This window comes from Comamonas testosteroni TK102, from assembly GCF_000739375.1.
In the GTDB taxonomy this organism is placed as follows: Bacteria; Pseudomonadota; Gammaproteobacteria; order Burkholderiales; family Burkholderiaceae_C; genus Comamonas; species Comamonas brasiliensis.
On the sequence record NZ_CP006704.1, the window covers coordinates 4,869,983 to 4,886,777 of the forward strand.

Consider the following 16,795-nt stretch of genomic DNA (forward strand, 5'->3'; position numbering starts at 1 on the left):
GCAGCATTCAGGCGGCGTACCATTGCCGCCTGAATGACGACCGCCAAGAAAAAGAAAACGCCTGCGCGCAAGCGCGGCACCGCTTCCAGGACTGCCGGCTACAGCTTCTCCCGCATCAGGCGCTTTGCCCTGTCTGCGGGCGCTGCGGCACTGGCCAGCTTCCAGATTGCCAGTTGCAGCTTCAACCCCAGCGTCTCCGCCGAGAAACTGCTGGGCCAGGCGCTGGCAACCCTGCATATCCCCGCACTCGATGCGCTCGGCCAGACCCTGCAGGCCTTTCGCAAGAACGGCTGGCCGGATCTGGATGGTCTGCGCTCCGGTTCCGGCTCCGGCGCCCACACGCCCAGCGTGGGTGGCAAGGTGGACAAGGCAGATGTCACGGCCACGGCCCTGCCCACGCACTTTGCCCGCTGCCCCCAGTTCTTCCCCCGCGGCAAGGCTCCGGCCCTGCAGCTTCATCCCCGCGAGCGCGAGCTGTGTTTTTCGGGTTTTGCCGTGCTGCACAACGGCAGCACCAAGACCCCGGTATTCGTCGCCGAGCGCCTGAATCGCCAGGTGCTGCAGCAGGCCCAGGGCTTGCAGCGCAGCGACAAGTTCTATGCCGACGCCCGCCTGCCGCGCGCCGAGCGCTCCGAGCTAGACGACTACAAACGCTCCGGCTTCTCGCGCGGCCATATGGCTCCGGCGGCCGACATGAGCACGCCCGAGGCCATGGCCCAGAGCTTCAGCCTCGCGAACATGGTGCCGCAGAACCAGGTGCACAACGCGGGCGCCTGGAGCCAGGTGGAACAGGCCACGCGCAAATATGCGCTGCGCGCCCGGGGTGATGTCTTTGTCTTCACCGGCCCTGTCTTCAACAAGAACGCCGCCACCATCGGCGAGAGCAAGGTGGCGGTGCCCGACCACCTCTTCAAGCTGGTCTATGACGCCAGCACCGGCAAGAGCTGGGTGTACTGGCAGGCCAACAGTGCGGATACGCGGATGAGTGCGCCCATCAGTTATGAGGAGTTCACTCGGAGGACTGGGATGCCGTTGTTGGCGGGGGTGATGCAGGGTCACGGTTAGCCTTCTGGCGTGGGCCAGGAGGCCGTCTTTGCCCCTGCCGGGTGGTTGTTTTTAGAGGCCGGGTCTCGGCCCGGCGGCCGACCTACCTTCTTTTGCTTCGCTAAAAGAACGTAGGCCAAGAAAAGGCGACCCGAATGTCCGCGACCCTCCGCTTCGCTGCGGGCAACCTGCGTCGTGGCGGTTACGGGGGTGGGGAGAAGGGAAGCGCGCTGCTGGCGCTGCGGCTCAGAGGGTTGCCGTGCGCCGGTCCAGAACCTTGTCTATCAGGCCCCATTCGCGGGCCTCTTTGGCGGTCATGAAGCGGTCGCGGTCCAGGTCGCGTTCCACCTCCTGGTAGCTGCGCCCGCAGTGCTGGGCGTACAGGCGCGTCACGCGGTCCTTGGTGCGCAGCATTTCCTCGGCATGGATGCGGATGTCGGAGGCCTGGCCCTGCACGCCGCCCAGCGGCTGGTGCACGTGCAGGCTGGCGTTGGGCAGGGCCATGCGGTGGCCGGGCTCGCCGGCCATGAGCAGGAAGGAGCCCATGGACCGCGCCGTGCCCATGCACAGCGTGTGCACGGGTGACTTGATGAACTGCATGGTGTCGTACATGGCCAGCCCGCTGGTGATGACCCCGCCCGGCGAGTTGATGTAGAGGTGAATGGGCTTGTCCGGGTTCTCCGCCTCCAGGAACAGCAGTTGCGCGCAGACCAGGGCAGAGACCGCGTCGTTCACCTCGCCGTTGAGAAAGATCACGCGGTCGCGCAGCAGGCGCGAGTAGATGTCGAAGGACCGCTCTCCGCGCGCCGACTGTTCGACAACCATGGGGACGAGCATCATCGATTCGCGCATGGGCGAACTCCTGTGTGTGGTGGTGAAAAAGAAAGGGCTGCAGCCCTGCGCCGCATGCCCCGTTGCCAGGGCAGCGCCTCAGGTCGCGTACATCAGGAAGCCGCCATCGTTGGCCGCCTCCCTGGCGGTCTGCGCCCGCGCATCGGTCAGCACATGGACGATGCGCAGCAGCGTGCCGCCGTCGGCAGCGGGGCTGATCTTCAGGTCCACCGTGCTTTCCAGAAAGGGCGGCTCGGCCTCGCGCAGCCGCAGGCTCAGCGCCTGCTGCGGCACCTCGCTCAACGGCTCGGCATGCTCGGTGCCCGGCAGCCACTGCGCGCGCAACTCGGGAATGCTCAGCGCGCGCCAGACCTTCTCGGGCGGGGCGTCCAGCGCGTACTCCTGCACCAGTTCGCAGGCCGCATCGTCGTTGTCCATATCGTTCATTGGTCCATGTCCTTGAGCAGGCCCTTGAGGGCATCCACACGCTGCGGCCAGTAGGCGCGGTACTTCGCCAGCCAGCCCGCAATCAGCGCCAGCCCTTCGGGATCGACCTCGTAATGCACGAAGCGCCCCTGGCGCTGCTCGCTCACCAGCCCCGCATTGCGCAGCACGGCCAGATGCTGGGACATGGCCGACTGGCTGATCTCCTTCCCCTCGCGCAGTGCGCTGGCATGCATGCTGCCAGCGGCCAGCTTCTCGAAGATGGAGCGGCGCGTGGGGTCGGCCAGGGCCTTGAAGATGTCGTTTTCGGGCATGGCAACACTTTAGCAATCACTTATCTAAAACGCAAACATTCCTTGGATAACGTGCCTGCCGTCCCGCTTTGGCATAGACCGCACCCTGTGCCGGACGTGGGTACCTCCAAAAACTTGCCCTGTACCGTACACGCCCATGCCAGAGTGAATATTTCTGGATGAACTCCATTGAACTGATCGATGACAGTGCCTGCGTGGCACTGAAAAATGCCACGTTCTCAACTTCATTGGAGACTCCATGACCAAGCCATCCGTTCGCCGTAGTGCCCCTGCGCCCGGCAGCCAACCCGAATCCCCCGTTACCCAAACGGCGGTTTCCCGTATTCAAGGCGCTGTTGCAATCAAGACCGGAGGTAGCGTGCCCAAGGGCTCGTATGTTGATCGAATGCAACAAGCCATCGCAAAAAAGCAGGAATGAAATTCCTGACACATCCATCAAGGAGAGCGACCAAGCCCAGCAAAGCCGACAACGACAACCATGCAAATCAATGCAATCCCAACAATGATGAGTAGTGGCACTCGCGCGGAGAGGATCAGCGCCCAGGTGACTGGGAAGATCTCATCGCTCAGAAAAATCATGAGGGTTGACTGGTCATCCAGGCCGGCCACTCGATGATCTCCGTCTTCTTGTGGCTTGGTCGAATCGAATCCTGACTTCCGCAGAACCAGACCCACAACGGCGGCGTCTGGAGCAAGGTCGAGCAGGACAGGCGCCGCTACGCCCAGCGCGCCAAGAGCGATGTCTACGTCTTCACCGGCCCGGTATTCGACGGGCAGCCGCTCAACATCGGGACGGGCAAGGTCATGTGCCCTGCCACCTCTTCAAGCTGGTCTATGGCGCCAGCACCGGCAAGAGCTGGGTGTACTGGCAGGCCAACAGCGCCGACACCCGCATGGGCCCGCCCATCAGCTACGAGGAGTTCACGCGCCGCACCGGCATGCCGCTGCTGTCGGCCGTGCATCTGCCCCACGCATAAAAAATGAGCTTACTACGCAATTGATTCAATGATTTCAATGGTATTTGATATTGAAATCCATGAATTGCGAGCGTAAGACGCTCACTTTTAAATAGCAAAAAAGCTCCACAGAGATCGCGGGGAACTCAGGCCGGCTCGCCCGCCAGCCGGCGCACCACCTCGGACAGCACCTGGGCCTTCTGGCGGGTGCGCTCATTGGCCATGCCCGTGAAGCCACGCTTGGTGGCCGTGTGGTGCAGCGTATGGCCGACCTGCCGGCGGTACAGCGCACGTGCCCGGTCGCGCATGGCGCGGGCGCGCTGCAGTTGCAGGCGGCGCTGGGCCGGGCTCAGCCTGACCAGGGCCGCATCGGACTGGGAAAGATCGTAGAGCTCACGCTCATTGGTGGCGAGAAGTTCATGCGCGGAATGGATGGCACGTCCCATGGCTTGCTCCTGTCATCAAATGCAATGAAAAAGCACCTTGAATGCATGCACATCCAAGATGCTTCGGTGAGTACAGAACAGCACTCTAGGACAGATTCCGGCTCCAGCCCCCAATACCGCACCCATGCAAGCGGTATTGGGTGGTGCAGCCAAGCGATGGGCCTGCCGCCAGCCTCTGCAGACGGCGCACGCCTCTGGCTTACCTGACAGCAGACTCTGCTGCGGCCGCTGCCGGAGCGGTGACCGCTGGCGCGCTGGTCGCCGCCGGGACATGCTGCCAGCTGGCGGGCAGCACGGCGTCCAGCCAGTGCATGCGCCAGGCCAGCAGCACGGTAACGGTCAGCAGCGCCAGCAGGCACAGGCTGTTGCGCAGGCCATGGCTGTCGGCATAGGGGTCGGCAAAGTTGCGCTTGGCATTGACCGGCACCCTGGCCGTCTGCGACAGGCTGCGACCCAGACCCAGATTGATGTTCATGCGGCCATTGATGGCCCAGCCGCTGGCATCCAGAATCGGTCCCAGGCTACGCTGGCGCAGCTTGAGCCAGGCAATCAGCATGCTGGGGCCGGAGATGGCCAGGATCAGGCCCAGAATGGCCACCGGAATCCAGGGCCCCAGCTCGATGAACTTGCCGAAGATGCCGACGATCACGGCGCTCAGCGAACCCAGCGCCACGCCGATGGCGGCCACCGTGCCCACATCGGTCTTGCGCGTGGCGGCGGCAGCCGGTGCTGCGGCAGCCGACGCTGCGGTCAGCTCCTTGGGCGCCGTCACCAGCTTGGTCGCGTTGTCGCCGAGGCTGGTGTTCACCACATCGTTCTTGGCCGCTGCATGCTTGGCGACCTGCTCCTCGATCATGCGCAGGAACTTCTTGTAGGGCGAGAAGAAGGCCTGGCCGATGCTGGTCGGGTTGTCGATGAGCTTGACGATGGTCGCATCCCAGTCCTGGCCCGCACGGTCGTAGAACACGCCGTTGCGCCCCACGAACAGGAAATCCACATCGCCTGCCGTGAAGGCCGCGACGATGATTTTCTTCTGCCCCTCGCGCTTGCACTCGCAATAGGCCAGATAGGTTTTCGCCATGGCGGCCAGCACCGAGTGGGCGGCGGCATCGGCCACCTCCACGGTCAGATCGCAGCTGCGGCCGTCCAGGAACAAGGTTCCGGCCTGGAAGGCCGCGCCTTCGCGGCGATAGAAGCTGGAGAAAGAGACAAAGTTATTGAGCAAAGGCAGCAGATCGCGCTGCAGCCGGATCAGCTTTTCCAGGGCCATGGCCTGCACGGCGTGCTCCTTCTCGGCATCGTCCTGGTCCAGCAGCTGCATCAGCGCGTCCTTCAGGCCGCTGGCCAGCAGTTGCTGCACCTCGGCCTCGCCGATCGCTCCCAGCGGCGTGGCCGGGCACTCCGCCAGCCATTGCTGGCAGTGGGCCAGCATGGTCTTGAGTTGATCCCACTGCGCCTCGGTCAATGCGCTCAGAGCCTCGCCGAACACGGGCTGCACGGCCTGCTCGCGCAGGGTCTGCAGGGCCGCCGCCCAGGCCGGGTTGACGCCATGCACCAGCGGCAGGCTGCGCTCGCCGGTGACGGCGGCCAGCGGCAACGCCGCCAGAGACTCCGAGGCATTGCTGAGTACCTGCGCACCCAGAGCCGCATAGCCTTCTTCCGTGGGGTTGAGCGGTGCCCGCGCATTGGCGTCGAACTCCACCAGTCGCGTGCGCGCAAAAAAGTCATCGACCTTGGCCTGCACGGCGTTCACGGCCTCGGCCGCCGCCAGTGCCAGTGCACGCGGCTGCAGATGGCAGCCCAGCTCGTCCGCCTGGGCAAACCAGGTCTGCAGGGCTTGCAGGTCCTCCCAGAAGGCCTCGGCCTTGCTGCGATCGATGCCGGGCACGCCATCGCTGCCGTCCACGGCACCGTACAGCTCCTGAATGCGCGCAATCAGAGCGGCCAGCGCCTCGTCGCCTTCGGCCGTGGCCGCACCGACGATGCCGTCGCCATTGAAGCGCAGGGCCTGCAGCGAGGCCATGCGCTCCTGCACCTGGGTCAGCGTGATGGCTGCGGCATCGGGCAGGCCCGCGAGTTCCAGCACGCGCCTGGCTTCGGCCAGCAGCAGCGCACCTTCTGGCGTCGCATCATTGATGCTGCCCAGCTGCAGCACATCGCCGCCATCGGCCAGCACCTGCGGGTCACGCACTCTGGCCACGGCCCATTCACAGGCAGCCACCAGCTCGGGGGGACGGATCCGGCCGTCCTTGCTCTCGTCGATCAGATCCAGCGTCGCGCCGTCGAACTCGATGCCGCGTGTGGGACAGGCCAGGGCCACCCACAGCTTCTGATCCAGCTCACCAATATGGGCAATGTCCTGGCCCGTGCGAATGACCACCTGGTCCACCTCGCCGGCGCGGAAAAACTGCCACTCGTACTGCTTGTGCATGAAACTACCAACTCCCTGGCGGGGGATCTCCCCCTATCAAAGCGCATTGCAACCAATGGCTGCTTGCACTGTCCGCTATCAAAAGCTTGGAGTTTAAAAGTCATTTGCACCTACAGAATGGTGACATTTGTGAACTCTTGCGCTGCGCACGGCCAAGTGCACTGCAGGTCTCTTTCTCATTGATCCATTCCGGGCGCCTACGTGCCCCTCTTAATAAAGTATTTATTTAGATACTTTATTTGCTACACTGACCCCGTCCAATCCGCGCCCATGACTGCTGTGTCCACCGCCTCCCAATCCCGCGACAAGCTGCACCTGCAGCTGGCCCGGCTGTTCCGCAACAAGATCGCGACCGGCGAATGGGCGCTCGGACACAGCATTCCCACGGTCGAAGAGCTGGAGGCGCTGCACAGCGTCTCGCGCACCACGGTGCGCATGGCCGTGCATGCGCTGGTCGACGAAGGCCTGCTGGAGACCCGCAAGCGCGGCGGCACCAGGGTGGTGAGCCAGCCCTGCAAGCCGCCGTCCTTTCTGCTGCCCACCAGCTGGCGGGAGCTCGTGGCATTTGGCGAGCAGATTCAGCAGACCACGCTGCAGCAGGCCAATGACTGCGTGCCGCCGATTCCGGCCGGCTTTCCCTGCCCTGGCGAACTGGCCCCGGCCTATACCTATTTTCTGCGCGTGCACAGACATGGCGAGGCACGCTTTTGCCTGTCCGAGCTGTACCTGGAGCAGAACCTCTATCCCAGGCTGCAGGAGCAGCTGGAGCGCGCCACGCTGGCGCAGGCGCTGGGCAATGACCCCGCGCAGATCGCTGCAGCGCGCCAGTACCTGAGCGTGGCCCCGGCCGACGAGCTGATTGCCGAGCACCTGGGCGTGCCGCTGGGCACGCCGCTGATGCAGGCGCTGCGCTGGGCCCGCAACCCCCAGGGCCTGGTCGTCTACTGGGCCAAGGTGCGCTTCATCAGCGAATACGTGCACATGGAAATGGACTTGCTCAAATGACCGCCGTCCTGCCGCTGAACCCGCCCCTGTCCAAACCCCATGCCGGTCGTGTGGCCTGGATCACCGGCTCCACCAGCGGCATAGGCTGGGCCGTTGCCAGGCAGCTGGCCAGCGAAGGCGCCGCCATTGCCCTGCATGGCAGCGCCCAGGCGTCTGCCGGCACCGATGCCCAGCTGGCCGAGCTGCACGCACTGGGCGTGGCCGCCCGCTATTACCCGCTGGATCTGAGCGACGGCCAGGCCATTGCGCCCCTGGCCCGGCGCATCGCCGCCGAGCTGGGTGCGGTGGACATTCTGGTCAACAACGCCGGCATGCAGCATGTGGAATCCGTGCTCAGCTTTCCGCCAGACCGATGGAACACCATGCTGGCCGTCAACCTGAGCGCACCGTTTCACACCATACAGGCCTGCACGCCGGCCATGCTGGAGCGCGGCTGGGGGCGCATCATCAATATGGCCTCCGTCAGCGGTCTGGTCGGCGTGGCCCACAAGCCTGCCTATGTGGCCAGCAAGCATGGCCTGCTGGGCCTGACCAAATCCGTGGCACTGGAGCTGGCCACCACGCCCGTGACCTGCAATGCCATCTGCCCCGGCTGGGTGCTGACGCCGCTGGTCCAGGCCCAGGTCGATGCACTGGCGCAGCGCGAGCAGCTGGACGAGGCGGCAGCCCGTGCCAGGCTGCTGGGCGCCAAGCAGCCTTCGCGGGCCTTTGTGACGGTGGAGCAGGTGGCGGCCCTGGTCGGCTTTCTCGCCAGCGACAACGCCGCCCAGGTACGTGGCGCACAGTGGAATATGGACGGGGGCTTCACCGCCGCTTGAGTGCGGCATCGGCAAGACTCCATCTATCGGTCACCCATTCACGGCTGATGGCGCTGGGCAGATAAGCGCTACAGCCTGTTTAGTAGGACTTACGCAAGCAGGAATGCATCATCGGCCAGCCTCCTGAGGCAGTCGCCTTGCCTGAACCGGTTTTGCGTAAGTCGTGTTTTATTCAAATCGTTCCAAGGAGATGAACATGGCATTGAACGAAACCCACGACGCCGGCCTGCAAAGCTGGGTCGCCAGCGCCAACACCGGCAGCAGCGACTTTCCCATCCAGAACCTGCCGTTTGCCGTCTTTCGCCGCAAGAACAGCAGCGAAGCCTTCCGCGGCGGCGTGGCGATTGGCGATCAGGTGCTGGATATGGCGGCCGTTCGCGATGCCAAGGCACTGGACGCCGATGTGCAGGCCCAGGTCGCAGCAGCGGCGCAGGGCCAGCTCAACAGCTTGATGGCCATGGGCCCTGAGGCATGGTCGGCCCTGCGCCTGGCCCTGTCGCGCGCCCTGCGTGCCGGCGCTGCGCGGGAAGCCGCTCTCAAGGCCTGCCTCGTGCCCCAGGCCGATGTGGAGTACAGCGTACCGGCCCAGGTCGGCGACTACACGGACTTCTACACCTCCGTGCATCACGCCACCAATGTGGGAAAGCTGTTTCGCCCCACCAACCCGCTGATGGAAAACTACAAGTGGGTGCCCATCGGCTACCACGGTCGCGCCTCCAGCATCCGCATCTCGGGCGTGGACTTCAAGCGCCCCAACGGCCAGCTCAAGGCCCCCGATGTCGACCCCGTGCTCAAGCCCTGCAACCGTCTCGACTATGAGCTGGAGATGGGCATTTACGCAGGCACGGCCAATGCCTGGGGCGAGGCTGTCGACATCGAGGATGCCGACCGACATATCTTCGGCCTGTGCCTGCTCAACGACTGGTCGGCCCGCGACGTGCAGGCCTGGGAATACCAGCCGCTGGGCCCATTCCTGTCCAAGAACTTCGCCACCAGCATCTCGCCCTGGATCGTGACGCTGGAAGCACTGGAGCCCTATCGCACGGCATTCGTGCGCCCGTCCGACGACCCGCAGCCCCTACCCTACCTCAGCTCCGAAGCCAACTCGCAGCGCGGAGCGCTCGATGTGCAGCTCACGGTCGCCATCCAGACCGAGAAGATGCGCGCCGAAGGCAAGGCCGCCGAGCAGATCACCCGGACCAGCTATCGCCACGCCTACTGGACCATGGCCCAGCTGATTGCCCACCACACCGTCAACGGCTGCGATCTGCAGCCCGGCGACCTGCTGGGCACGGGCACGCTGTCCGGCCCCACCATGGACCAAGCCGGCGCCCTGCTGGAAATCACCGAAGGCGGCAAAAAGCCCCTGAGCCTGAGCAACGGCGAAACCCGCACCTTCCTGCTCGACGGCGACGCCGTGGTCTTTACCGGCTGGTGCGAAAAGCCCGGTGCCGCGCGCATCGGCTTTGGCGAATGCCGCGCCACCGTGCTGCCCGCGCACCAGGCCTGAGCGCCTTGACCATCCCGCAAAGAACCGGCCTGGCGCCGGTTTTTTGTTGGGAATCTGCCCTCGGCCTGTTCGTAACGCCATGACACAATTGCAGCCATGCCTTCCGCTTCGGACACCCCCACCCCTGCGCTCGCCCCCACTGGCCGGAACCCGCGCCAGGAACCTGTGCTGGACCAGCCTCTGCGCTCGGACGCCAGCCCCCTGCCTGCCTCCATCGCCGGAGCCTTTGCAGCAGCGGCCTATTCCATGCAGCACAGCCTGCAGCACGAGGCCGGGCAGACCGCTGCGCCCGAAGAGGAGGACAGCGGTCTGCTGCCTCAGCTCTATGCCAGCCGCCTGAACCCGCGCTCGCGCGACTTCTACCTGGCCCAGTTCAAGCGCTTTGACGCCCTGGACCGCAGCCTGCCCAGCTGGAATATGGCGGCCGCCTTGCTGACCCTGGCATGGTGCAGCCTGCACGGCCTGTGGCGCGAGGCTGCCAAATACTTCGCAGCCGTCACGGCAGCCGCGCTGATCTGGTGGTTCGGCCTGCGTCCTGCCCTGCCCGAGGCCATGGCTCTGGGCCTGGGCATTGCGCTGTGGCTGGTCGCCGTGGCCGTGCCCGGCCTGCTGGGCAATGGCTGGTACTGGCGCAAGATCAGGGCCCAGACGCTGCAGGCGATCACGGACGCGCCCAATATGGCCGCAGCCCATGCCAACCTGCAGGAGCAGGCTGCAGCGCCGCGCAACAGGACTGCCGCCATGCTGGTTCTGGCCCTGCCTGTGGCCGCAGCCGCAGGCGCAGGCATGGCACTGCTGCCCGCCGAAAATCCGGCACCGCTGCCAAACGCGGAACCTGCAGCCATCACCAGGCCCGCAGCCGACAGCGCCACCAGCGCCGCCGCCCCTCGCACCATGGCAAGCCCGGTCCCGGCAGCTCCTGCCGCCGCTGCCACCCAACCCGAGTCCCGCCCGCCAGAGCCGGCGTCCACCGCAGCAGCCGAGACGGGCGCCAGCGCCGGCAAAGCGGCGCCCCAAGCCCCTGCCCTGGTGCCAGACAAGACAGCGGCCCAAGCCGAGCCCAGCGAAAAACCGCCGGCAACACCGGCTGACAAGCCCGCCGCCAAGCCTGCGGCGGAGCCCAAAGAGCAGCCCGTAAAAGCCGCGTCAAAAGAAGTGCCGCAAACCGGCACGGATCTGGTTGCAGGCAAGTTCTATCTGAATCTGGGCGTCTACTCGGAGGCCCGCAATGCCGAGAAGATCGTGGCCCAGCTGAACCAGTCCAAGCTGCCCGCACTGACGCAGAAGATGGCCAGCAACAAAGGCGAAGTCATCCGGGTACGCAGCGGCCCCTTCGAAAGCCGCAAGCGCGCCGAAAAGGCCGCGCGCAAGCTGCAGGCAGCGAATATCGAGGCAGGCATCTTTCAGAGTGCGGACGGAACCCACAAGCCATAGGCCAGACGTAAGCACGCCAGAAATTGATGCAAAAACACCTTCAATCCTTTGATGGTATTGCGCTTACAGCTATCAATTTCGATAACCACCTTGTTGCACCCGCTTGCATATCGGGGCCTGGTCTGGCAGGCGCGGGTACCTGGGGGCGCTATGGTGTGGGGCATGAAGCATCGAACCACTCCTTTGCCAATTTCCACCCGCGCCTTGCTGGGCCTGACCGGTGCCACTGCGGCCTTGCTGATGGCCGGCTGCGCCAGCCATGGCGCAGCCACCGACGGCACGCGCGCGCCGCCTGCACGCCAGCTGCAGGTATGCCATGCCGAACCGGTACAGATCTATCTGGGCCACAACACCGTGGCGTCGACGCTGGAAACCATCCGCCAGAAGTCCGGCTCTTACCTGCTGCGCGTGCTGCGCGAAGGTCAGCCCGCCACCATGGACTACAACCAGGAGCGCCTGAACGTCATCACCAATGACGCTGGCAAGATCACGGCGCTGCGCTGCGGCTGATTCTCCTTGCCGGGCCTACAGGAACATTTCCTGCAGGTCGCTGAGGAAGTCGAAGCCACGCTCGGTCGGCACCACACGGCCCAGGTCGCGCGTGATCAGGCCCTTGGCCTGCGCCTGATCCAGTCCCTTGGCGATGGCTGACATGGGCAGGCCCGTGCGCTCCATGAACTCCTGCAGCGCGAAACCGCCGCGCAGGCGCAACGCGTTGAGCATGTATTCGAACGGCAGCTCTGCGCGCTTGACCTCGTTGTCCTGCGCCAGCGGCGTGCCGGCCAGCGCCATGTCCATATAGCGAGCCGGATCGCGGAAACGCACCTGACGCACGATGCGATGGGCAAAGCTCAGCTTGCTGTGCGCACCCGCGCCAATGCCCAGATAGTCGCCGAACTGCCAGTAGTTGCTATTGTGAAAGCACTGGTGGCCTTCCTTGGCATAGGCCGAGACTTCGTAGCGCTGCATGCCGGCTCCCAGGGTGCTGGCCGTGATCAGGTCCAGCATCTCATAGGCCGTATCGTCCTCGGGCACCAGGGGCGGGTATTTGGCGAAATAGGTGTTGGGCTCGATAGTCAGGTGATAGATCGACAGATGCGGCGGCGCAAACGCCAGCGCGGTGTCCACATCGCGCTGCAGATCGGCAAGACTCTGGCCGGGCAGCGCATACATCAGGTCGATATTGAAGGTCTCGAAATTGTCGGCTGCCTCGCGCACTGCCGCCTGGGCCTGCGCGGCGTCGTGCACGCGGCCCACGGCCTGCAGATAGCGGTCGTCAAAGCTCTGCACCCCTATGGACAGACGGTTCACACCGGCCGCCCGGAAAGCCTTGAAGCGGTCCTTCTCGAAGGTGCCGGGGTTGGCCTCCATCGTGATCTCGCAATCGGGCTCCATGCGCAGACGCGCACGCAGACCGGCAATCAGCTTGTCTATGGACTCGGGCGAGAACAGGCTGGGCGTGCCCCCGCCCATGAAGACGCTGTGCACCGTGCGCCCCCAGATCAGCGGCAGTGCGCTCTCCAGATCGGCCATCAGGGCATCGATATAGCGGTCCTCGGGCAGGGCATCCCCCTTGGCCCAGGCATGCGAGTTGAAGTCGCAATACGGGCATTTCTTGAGACACCAGGGCAGATGCACATACAGCGACAGCGGCGGCAGGCTGCCCAGCTGCAGCGTGCCAGGCCGCATGTAATGCTGAATATCGCGCTGCACCGCCGCTTCGGCAGTCTCTGTTTGAGGCTGAATGGGGATCATGGGAAATATGCTTTTCTAGCGCAAACAAAACCGACGCCGCTAAAACTGGCACAGCCCCAGCTCAGAGATGCCTGGCAAGGGCCGCCCCCAGAGAGGGCATCGTCCCCCTTCCATAGCGCACAGCGCGTAGAGAAAGGGGCGCCCGGCTAGGGGGAAGGCGCGGGGCCGTCTAGGCAGAGCGCCTCAGGGGGTTACAGCCAGCGCTCTTTCACCATCTCGATCATGGTGCGCGAAGAACGACCACGATGGCTGTGGGCATGCTTGAGTTCGGGCGTCATCTCGGCAAAGGTCAGGCCCAGCTCGGGGATCAGCAGTACCGGGTCAAAGCCGAAGCCATTGCTGCCACGGCGCTCGGTCGTGAGCAGGGCCTGCACACGCCCCACGGCAATCAGCGGCTCGGGGTCCTTGGGCGAGCGCACGCCTACCAGGGTGCTGACCATGGCGGCACGGCGATTGACCACGCCCTGCATCTGCTCGAGCAGCGCGCGCACATTGTTGTCGTCGCTTTTCTCGTAGCCGAACTGGGTGCAATAGTAGGCCGTATCTACGCCGGGCAGACCGCCGAAATGATCCACGCACATGCCGGCGTCATCGGCAATGGCAGGCAAGCCGGTCTTCTCGGCCGCAAAGCGCGCCTTGGACAGCGCATTCTCGACAAACGTGCCATAGGGCTCGGGAGCTTCGCCTTCGAACAGATCGCCCTGGCGAATCAGCTCCACGCCCAGCGGGGCAAACATGGCCTGCAACTCGACGAGCTTGCCGCGGTTGTTGGATGCCAGCACAATTTTCATCATAAAAATCCATGCAAACGCTTGTGGCGATTGCGCAATCAGCTATTGATTCAGTAGTTTCAAGCCCAGGCCTGCTGCAGCCTGCAACCCGATTCAGGTCTTGGCTTTCTGGCGCTGTGCCGAGCGGCGTATGGCCTCGTTGATTTCGGCGATCGATCGCTCGATGGCCGCGTCGTCGAGCTCATCCTCGCAGTCTTCGAGCGGCCCCACCTGTATCGTGGACTCAAAGCCCTGATCCTCGATCTCCTGGGTGGAGATGGAGGACGGTTCGAAATTATTCGGTGTTTCCCATACCAGTGCCAGCACGGTGACATTGTCGCTGCTGTCCCCGGCGCGTTTGAGAGCGGTGTCGACCAGCATGGGCACAAAGTGGGCCACGGCCTTGCCGTTCATGATCTGGAGAATTTCCGGCGTCGGCACCGATCCCCAGAGTCCGTCCGAGCACAGCATCAGCTGATCGCCCTCCTCCAGCCGCCTGGTCTCGCTCACATCGAAGATGGGCTTGGAGGGCGAGCCCAGGCAGGTGAACAGCACATTGCGGTTGGCCTGGGCGAGCACGGTCGAGACCTTGCGCATCTCGGTGTACGAGTGGTCGCGCGTGCGCTCCACGAGCTGCCCCTCGCGCACCCAGTACAGGCGCGAGTCGCCGCAATGAATCCAGGTCACCTTGCCTTCCTGCAGCACCGCCGCCACCAGCGTGGTGCGCGGCGTGTCCATCATGCCCTTGGTGCTGGCATAGCGCAGGATCTGGCGATGGGCCAGCAGCAGCGCCTCTTCCAGGAACGCGGCCGGATCTTCCACCAGTGGCCTGGCCTTCTGCTGAAACAACGTGGAAACCACCTGCAGTGCAATCTGCGCGGCCACCTCGCCGTCCGGATGCCCGCCCATCCCGTCCGCCAGCACGAACAGCGCCGCCTCTCGCGTGTAGCAGTAGCCCATGCGGTCTTCGTTGAGGGCACGGCCTCCGCGGCGGCTGAGCTGGAAGACGGAAAATTTCATGGTTTGCGATTGCTGTCGGTCACCGCTCCACGTTCGGAGCCGCCGAGTTTCTGAAGATTCTTCCTGGCGTCATGCACCATATTGTCGAACTGCATGCGCATGCGCTCCTGCACGCTGAGCTTGGTATAGCGACGCTCGCCCTCGCGGCTCAGCTCTTTTTGCAGGGCAAACACCGACTGCGGGCGCGAGAGCGGGTCCATGGCCATGCACCATTCCACCACCTCGATCAGATTGTCCGAATACACGCCGCGCAGCTTGTTCAGGGCCAGGGCCAGGCGGTCCTTGTCCTGACGCTGCGGTGCTTCGTTGGGCGGTATGCCCTGCATGCAGGCATAGATGCAGGCGCCAATGGCGTAGATATCGGTCCAGGGACCCAGCTGGGAGTCGCGCCGATACATCTCCGGGGCGGCAAAGCCAGGGGTGTACATGGGACGAATGAAGTTTCCCTCTTTCGACAGCACTTCGCGCGCCGCGCCGAAATCGATCAGCACGGCCTTGTCGTCATTGGTGATGAAGATATTGGCGGGCTTGATGTCCAGGTGCAGCATCTTGTGCTGATGCACGATGCGCAGGCCGCGCAGCACCTCGTCAAACAGGGAGCGGATGGTCGACTCTCTGAAGACCTTCTCGGCCTTGAGCTCGCGCGCCGTGACGATGAACTCCTGCAGGGTCGCCCCTTCCAGGTAGTTCATCACCATGTAGACGGTTTCGTTTTCGCGAAAGAAATTCAGCACGCTCACCACGGAGGCGTGCGAGATCTGCGCCAGCGAGCGCCCTTCCTCGAAAAAGCTCTTGAGCCCGAGGCGATACAGGGACAACTTCTCTGGCGCCACGACGGGCTGCAGTTCGGCGGGCGCCCGAGTGGCAAGCGAAGCAGGCAGATACTCCTTGATCGCTACCTGCTGGCCATCGCCATCCAGAGCCAGGTAGACAATCCCGAACCCCCCCGAGGAAATCCTGCGTACCACCCGGTATCCGCCTATGGTGCTGCCCGGCGGTAGGGGCGCTGGCTTGTTTTTAGTAGACATTTTTTACCGGTAAACCTCAAGGATGATTCGAAACCCGGATAATCGGGAAATTGCAAGCATCCATCAAAAGTCCAATGCCAGTTTACAGCATGACCGGATACGCCAGTGCCCAGCACAGCGCATCCGCTGAGGGTGGTCAAGAGTCCCAGTCCAACAGCCGTCTGGGCCTTGAGATCCGCGCGGTCAATAGCCGCTTTCTGGATTTGTCCTTCCGCCTTCCCGACGAACTGCGCGCCCTTGAGCCGGCCCTGCGCTCCTTGCTCACTGCGCGCCTCAAGCGCGGCAAGGTCGAAGTGCGTGCCGCCATCGACGTCTCCAGCAACCAATCCCTCCCCCTTCCTGCTGCCTCTCAGCTGCAACGCCTGCTGAGCCTGCAGGACGCCGTCCAGGCCTGGCTGCCCAAGGCACGTGACCTGTCCGTGGCCGACGCGCTGCGTCTGTGCAGCGGCACCGGTGCAGCCACCACGGACTGGAGCGAAATCGCTCCGGCCCTGGCCGAACAGGCCATCACCGACCTGCTCGCAGCTCGTGCCCGCGAGGGCGAACGCCTGGCCGACATGCTGCTCGACCGCATCAAGCAGCTGCGCGCGCTGGCCAAGACCGCCGTGCCTCTGGTGCCGCAGCTGGTGGAGCAGCAGCGCCAGAAGTTTCTGGAGCGCTGGAAGGAAGCCATGGCCCTGGGCGAAGGCTCGGTGGCCCCCGAGGCCGCCCGGGATCGCGCCCTAGCCGAAGCCACGGCCTTTGCCATCCGCATCGATGTGGCCGAAGAAGTCACGCGTCTGGGCTCTCACCTCGACGAAATCGAGCGTCTGCTCAAAAAGGGCGGCGACATCGGCAAGCGTCTGGACTTCCTGATCCAGGAACTGCACCGCGAAGCCAACACGCTTGGCTCCAAATCAGCCACGCTGGAGCTGACCCGCATCAGCGTCGACATGAAGGTGCTGATCGAGCAAATGCGCGAACAAGTGCAGAACATCGAGTAAGCAAGC

At 64.3% G+C, this 16,795-nt stretch carries 18 protein-coding genes and 1 pseudogene; 9 read left to right on the forward strand and 10 right to left on the reverse strand.

What is annotated here, in order from left to right; genetic code table 11:
• Window positions 1-33: 33 nt before the first annotated feature.
• A complete protein-coding gene (locus tag O987_RS21980; RefSeq protein WP_043374798.1) occupies window positions 34-1,065 on the forward strand; it encodes a DNA/RNA non-specific endonuclease in 1,032 nt (343 codons plus the stop codon).
• Between the two features lie 225 nt (window positions 1,066-1,290).
• Here O987_RS21980 and O987_RS21985 read toward each other — a convergent pair whose 3' ends face one another.
• From O987_RS21985 to O987_RS21995, 3 genes are all read right to left on the reverse strand, one after another.
• Window positions 1,291-1,896 carry an ATP-dependent Clp protease proteolytic subunit gene (locus O987_RS21985; protein WP_003052116.1) on the reverse strand — a complete coding sequence of 202 codons (606 nt, stop codon included), beginning with the start codon at window positions 1,894-1,896 and terminating at the stop codon, window positions 1,291-1,293.
• Window positions 1,897-1,974: 78 nt separating this feature from the next.
• Window positions 1,975-2,322 (reverse strand): SRPBCC family protein, encoded by a 348-nt coding sequence (locus O987_RS21990; protein WP_003052114.1) that lies wholly within the window; start codon window positions 2,320-2,322, stop codon window positions 1,975-1,977.
• Window positions 2,319-2,633, reverse strand: a complete 315-nt coding sequence (locus tag O987_RS21995; RefSeq protein ID WP_003052112.1) for an ArsR/SmtB family transcription factor — start codon at window positions 2,631-2,633, stop codon at window positions 2,319-2,321. Before O987_RS21995 ends, O987_RS21990 begins: the two co-directional genes overlap by 4 nt.
• A gap of 238 nt (window positions 2,634-2,871) precedes the next feature.
• Here O987_RS21995 and O987_RS28950 point away from each other — a divergent pair, with 238 nt between their 5' ends.
• Complete coding sequence (locus O987_RS28950; protein ID WP_144244965.1) at window positions 2,872-3,051, forward strand: hypothetical protein; 180 nt, start codon at window positions 2,872-2,874, stop codon at window positions 3,049-3,051.
• A gap of 17 nt (window positions 3,052-3,068) precedes the next feature.
• Here the strand turns inward: O987_RS28950 and O987_RS29160 are convergent, their stop codons facing one another.
• Entirely contained in the window at window positions 3,069-3,242 is a 174-nt protein-coding gene (locus tag O987_RS29160) for a hypothetical protein (RefSeq protein WP_162473291.1), read from the reverse strand.
• Window positions 3,243-3,287: 45 nt separating this feature from the next.
• Here O987_RS29160 and O987_RS28955 point away from each other — a divergent pair.
• Window positions 3,288-3,610: pseudogene (locus tag O987_RS28955) on the forward strand (DNA/RNA non-specific endonuclease); the annotation flags it as partial.
• 125 nt (window positions 3,611-3,735) lie between these two features.
• On the opposite strand, the gene O987_RS22005 reads toward O987_RS28955, so the two are convergent.
• Window positions 3,736-4,035: a hypothetical protein gene (locus tag O987_RS22005; protein WP_003052108.1), complete on the reverse strand. Its 300-nt coding sequence runs from the start codon at window positions 4,033-4,035 to the stop codon at window positions 3,736-3,738.
• 199 nt (window positions 4,036-4,234) lie between these two features.
• Complete coding sequence (locus O987_RS22010; RefSeq protein ID WP_043374801.1) at window positions 4,235-6,466, reverse strand: hypothetical protein; 2,232 nt, start codon at window positions 6,464-6,466, stop codon at window positions 4,235-4,237.
• 270 nt (window positions 6,467-6,736) lie between these two features.
• Between O987_RS22010 and O987_RS22015 the strand changes: the two genes are divergently transcribed.
• The 5 genes from O987_RS22015 (at window position 6,737) to O987_RS22035 (ending at window position 11,743) form a co-directional block, all read left to right on the forward strand.
• Window positions 6,737-7,471 carry a GntR family transcriptional regulator gene (locus tag O987_RS22015; protein WP_043374803.1) on the forward strand — a complete coding sequence of 245 codons (735 nt, stop codon included), beginning with the start codon at window positions 6,737-6,739 and terminating at the stop codon, window positions 7,469-7,471.
• Window positions 7,468-8,289, forward strand: a complete 822-nt coding sequence (locus O987_RS22020; RefSeq protein ID WP_051962248.1) for a 3-hydroxybutyrate dehydrogenase — start codon at window positions 7,468-7,470, stop codon at window positions 8,287-8,289. Before O987_RS22015 ends, O987_RS22020 begins: the two co-directional genes overlap by 4 nt.
• 196 nt (window positions 8,290-8,485) lie before the next feature.
• A complete protein-coding gene (fahA, locus tag O987_RS22025) occupies window positions 8,486-9,799 on the forward strand; it encodes a fumarylacetoacetase (protein ID WP_043376819.1) in 1,314 nt (437 codons plus the stop codon).
• A 96-nt stretch (window positions 9,800-9,895) separates the two neighbouring features.
• A complete protein-coding gene (locus O987_RS22030) occupies window positions 9,896-11,233 on the forward strand; it encodes an SPOR domain-containing protein (protein WP_043374806.1) in 1,338 nt (445 codons plus the stop codon).
• Window positions 11,234-11,395: 162 nt separating this feature from the next.
• Window positions 11,396-11,743, forward strand: coding sequence for an I78 family peptidase inhibitor (locus tag O987_RS22035; protein ID WP_043376825.1), 348 nt, complete (start codon window positions 11,396-11,398; stop codon window positions 11,741-11,743).
• A 15-nt stretch (window positions 11,744-11,758) separates the two neighbouring features.
• Here the strand turns inward: O987_RS22035 and hemW are convergent, their stop codons facing one another.
• The 4 genes from hemW to O987_RS22055 form a co-directional block, all read right to left on the reverse strand.
• Window positions 11,759-12,988: a radical SAM family heme chaperone HemW gene (gene hemW / locus O987_RS22040; RefSeq protein ID WP_043374809.1), complete on the reverse strand. Its 1,230-nt coding sequence runs from the start codon at window positions 12,986-12,988 to the stop codon at window positions 11,759-11,761.
• A gap of 191 nt (window positions 12,989-13,179) precedes the next feature.
• Complete coding sequence (locus tag O987_RS22045) at window positions 13,180-13,779, reverse strand: non-canonical purine NTP pyrophosphatase (protein ID WP_043376828.1); 600 nt, start codon at window positions 13,777-13,779, stop codon at window positions 13,180-13,182.
• A 93-nt stretch (window positions 13,780-13,872) separates the two neighbouring features.
• Window positions 13,873-14,778: a PP2C family protein-serine/threonine phosphatase gene (locus O987_RS22050; protein ID WP_003052089.1), complete on the reverse strand. Its 906-nt coding sequence runs from the start codon at window positions 14,776-14,778 to the stop codon at window positions 13,873-13,875.
• Window positions 14,775-15,806, reverse strand: coding sequence for a serine/threonine protein kinase (locus O987_RS22055; RefSeq protein ID WP_003052087.1), 1,032 nt, complete (start codon window positions 15,804-15,806; stop codon window positions 14,775-14,777). The genes O987_RS22050 and O987_RS22055 overlap by 4 nt, the downstream gene beginning before the upstream one ends.
• A gap of 89 nt (window positions 15,807-15,895) precedes the next feature.
• Here O987_RS22055 and O987_RS22060 point away from each other — a divergent pair, with 89 nt between their 5' ends.
• Window positions 15,896-16,789 carry a YicC/YloC family endoribonuclease gene (locus O987_RS22060; RefSeq protein ID WP_043374811.1) on the forward strand — a complete coding sequence of 298 codons (894 nt, stop codon included), beginning with the start codon at window positions 15,896-15,898 and terminating at the stop codon, window positions 16,787-16,789.
• Window positions 16,790-16,795 lie beyond the last annotated feature (6 nt).

Coding starts and splice junctions, on each gene's coding strand:
- O987_RS21980 (WP_043374798.1), top strand. CDS start 34: ATGACGACCGCCAAGAAAAAGAAAACGCCTGCGCGCAAGCGCGGCACC.
- O987_RS21985 (WP_003052116.1), bottom strand. CDS start 1,896: ATGCGCGAATCGATGATGCTCGTCCCCATGGTTGTCGAACAGTCGGCG.
- O987_RS21990 (WP_003052114.1), bottom strand. CDS start 2,322: ATGAACGATATGGACAACGACGATGCGGCCTGCGAACTGGTGCAGGAG.
- O987_RS21995 (WP_003052112.1), bottom strand. CDS start 2,633: ATGCCCGAAAACGACATCTTCAAGGCCCTGGCCGACCCCACGCGCCGC.
- O987_RS28950 (WP_144244965.1), top strand. CDS start 2,872: ATGACCAAGCCATCCGTTCGCCGTAGTGCCCCTGCGCCCGGCAGCCAA.
- O987_RS22005 (WP_003052108.1), bottom strand. CDS start 4,035: ATGGGACGTGCCATCCATTCCGCGCATGAACTTCTCGCCACCAATGAG.
- O987_RS22010 (WP_043374801.1), bottom strand. CDS start 6,466: ATGCACAAGCAGTACGAGTGGCAGTTTTTCCGCGCCGGCGAGGTGGAC.
- O987_RS22015 (WP_043374803.1), top strand. CDS start 6,737: ATGACTGCTGTGTCCACCGCCTCCCAATCCCGCGACAAGCTGCACCTG.
- O987_RS22020 (WP_051962248.1), top strand. CDS start 7,468: ATGACCGCCGTCCTGCCGCTGAACCCGCCCCTGTCCAAACCCCATGCC.
- fahA (WP_043376819.1), top strand. CDS start 8,486: ATGGCATTGAACGAAACCCACGACGCCGGCCTGCAAAGCTGGGTCGCC.
- O987_RS22030 (WP_043374806.1), top strand. CDS start 9,896: ATGCCTTCCGCTTCGGACACCCCCACCCCTGCGCTCGCCCCCACTGGC.
- O987_RS22035 (WP_043376825.1), top strand. CDS start 11,396: ATGAAGCATCGAACCACTCCTTTGCCAATTTCCACCCGCGCCTTGCTG.
- hemW (WP_043374809.1), bottom strand. CDS start 12,988: ATGATCCCCATTCAGCCTCAAACAGAGACTGCCGAAGCGGCGGTGCAG.
- O987_RS22045 (WP_043376828.1), bottom strand. CDS start 13,779: ATGAAAATTGTGCTGGCATCCAACAACCGCGGCAAGCTCGTCGAGTTG.
- O987_RS22050 (WP_003052089.1), bottom strand. CDS start 14,778: ATGAAATTTTCCGTCTTCCAGCTCAGCCGCCGCGGAGGCCGTGCCCTC.
- O987_RS22055 (WP_003052087.1), bottom strand. CDS start 15,806: ATGTCTACTAAAAACAAGCCAGCGCCCCTACCGCCGGGCAGCACCATA.
- O987_RS22060 (WP_043374811.1), top strand. CDS start 15,896: ATGACCGGATACGCCAGTGCCCAGCACAGCGCATCCGCTGAGGGTGGT.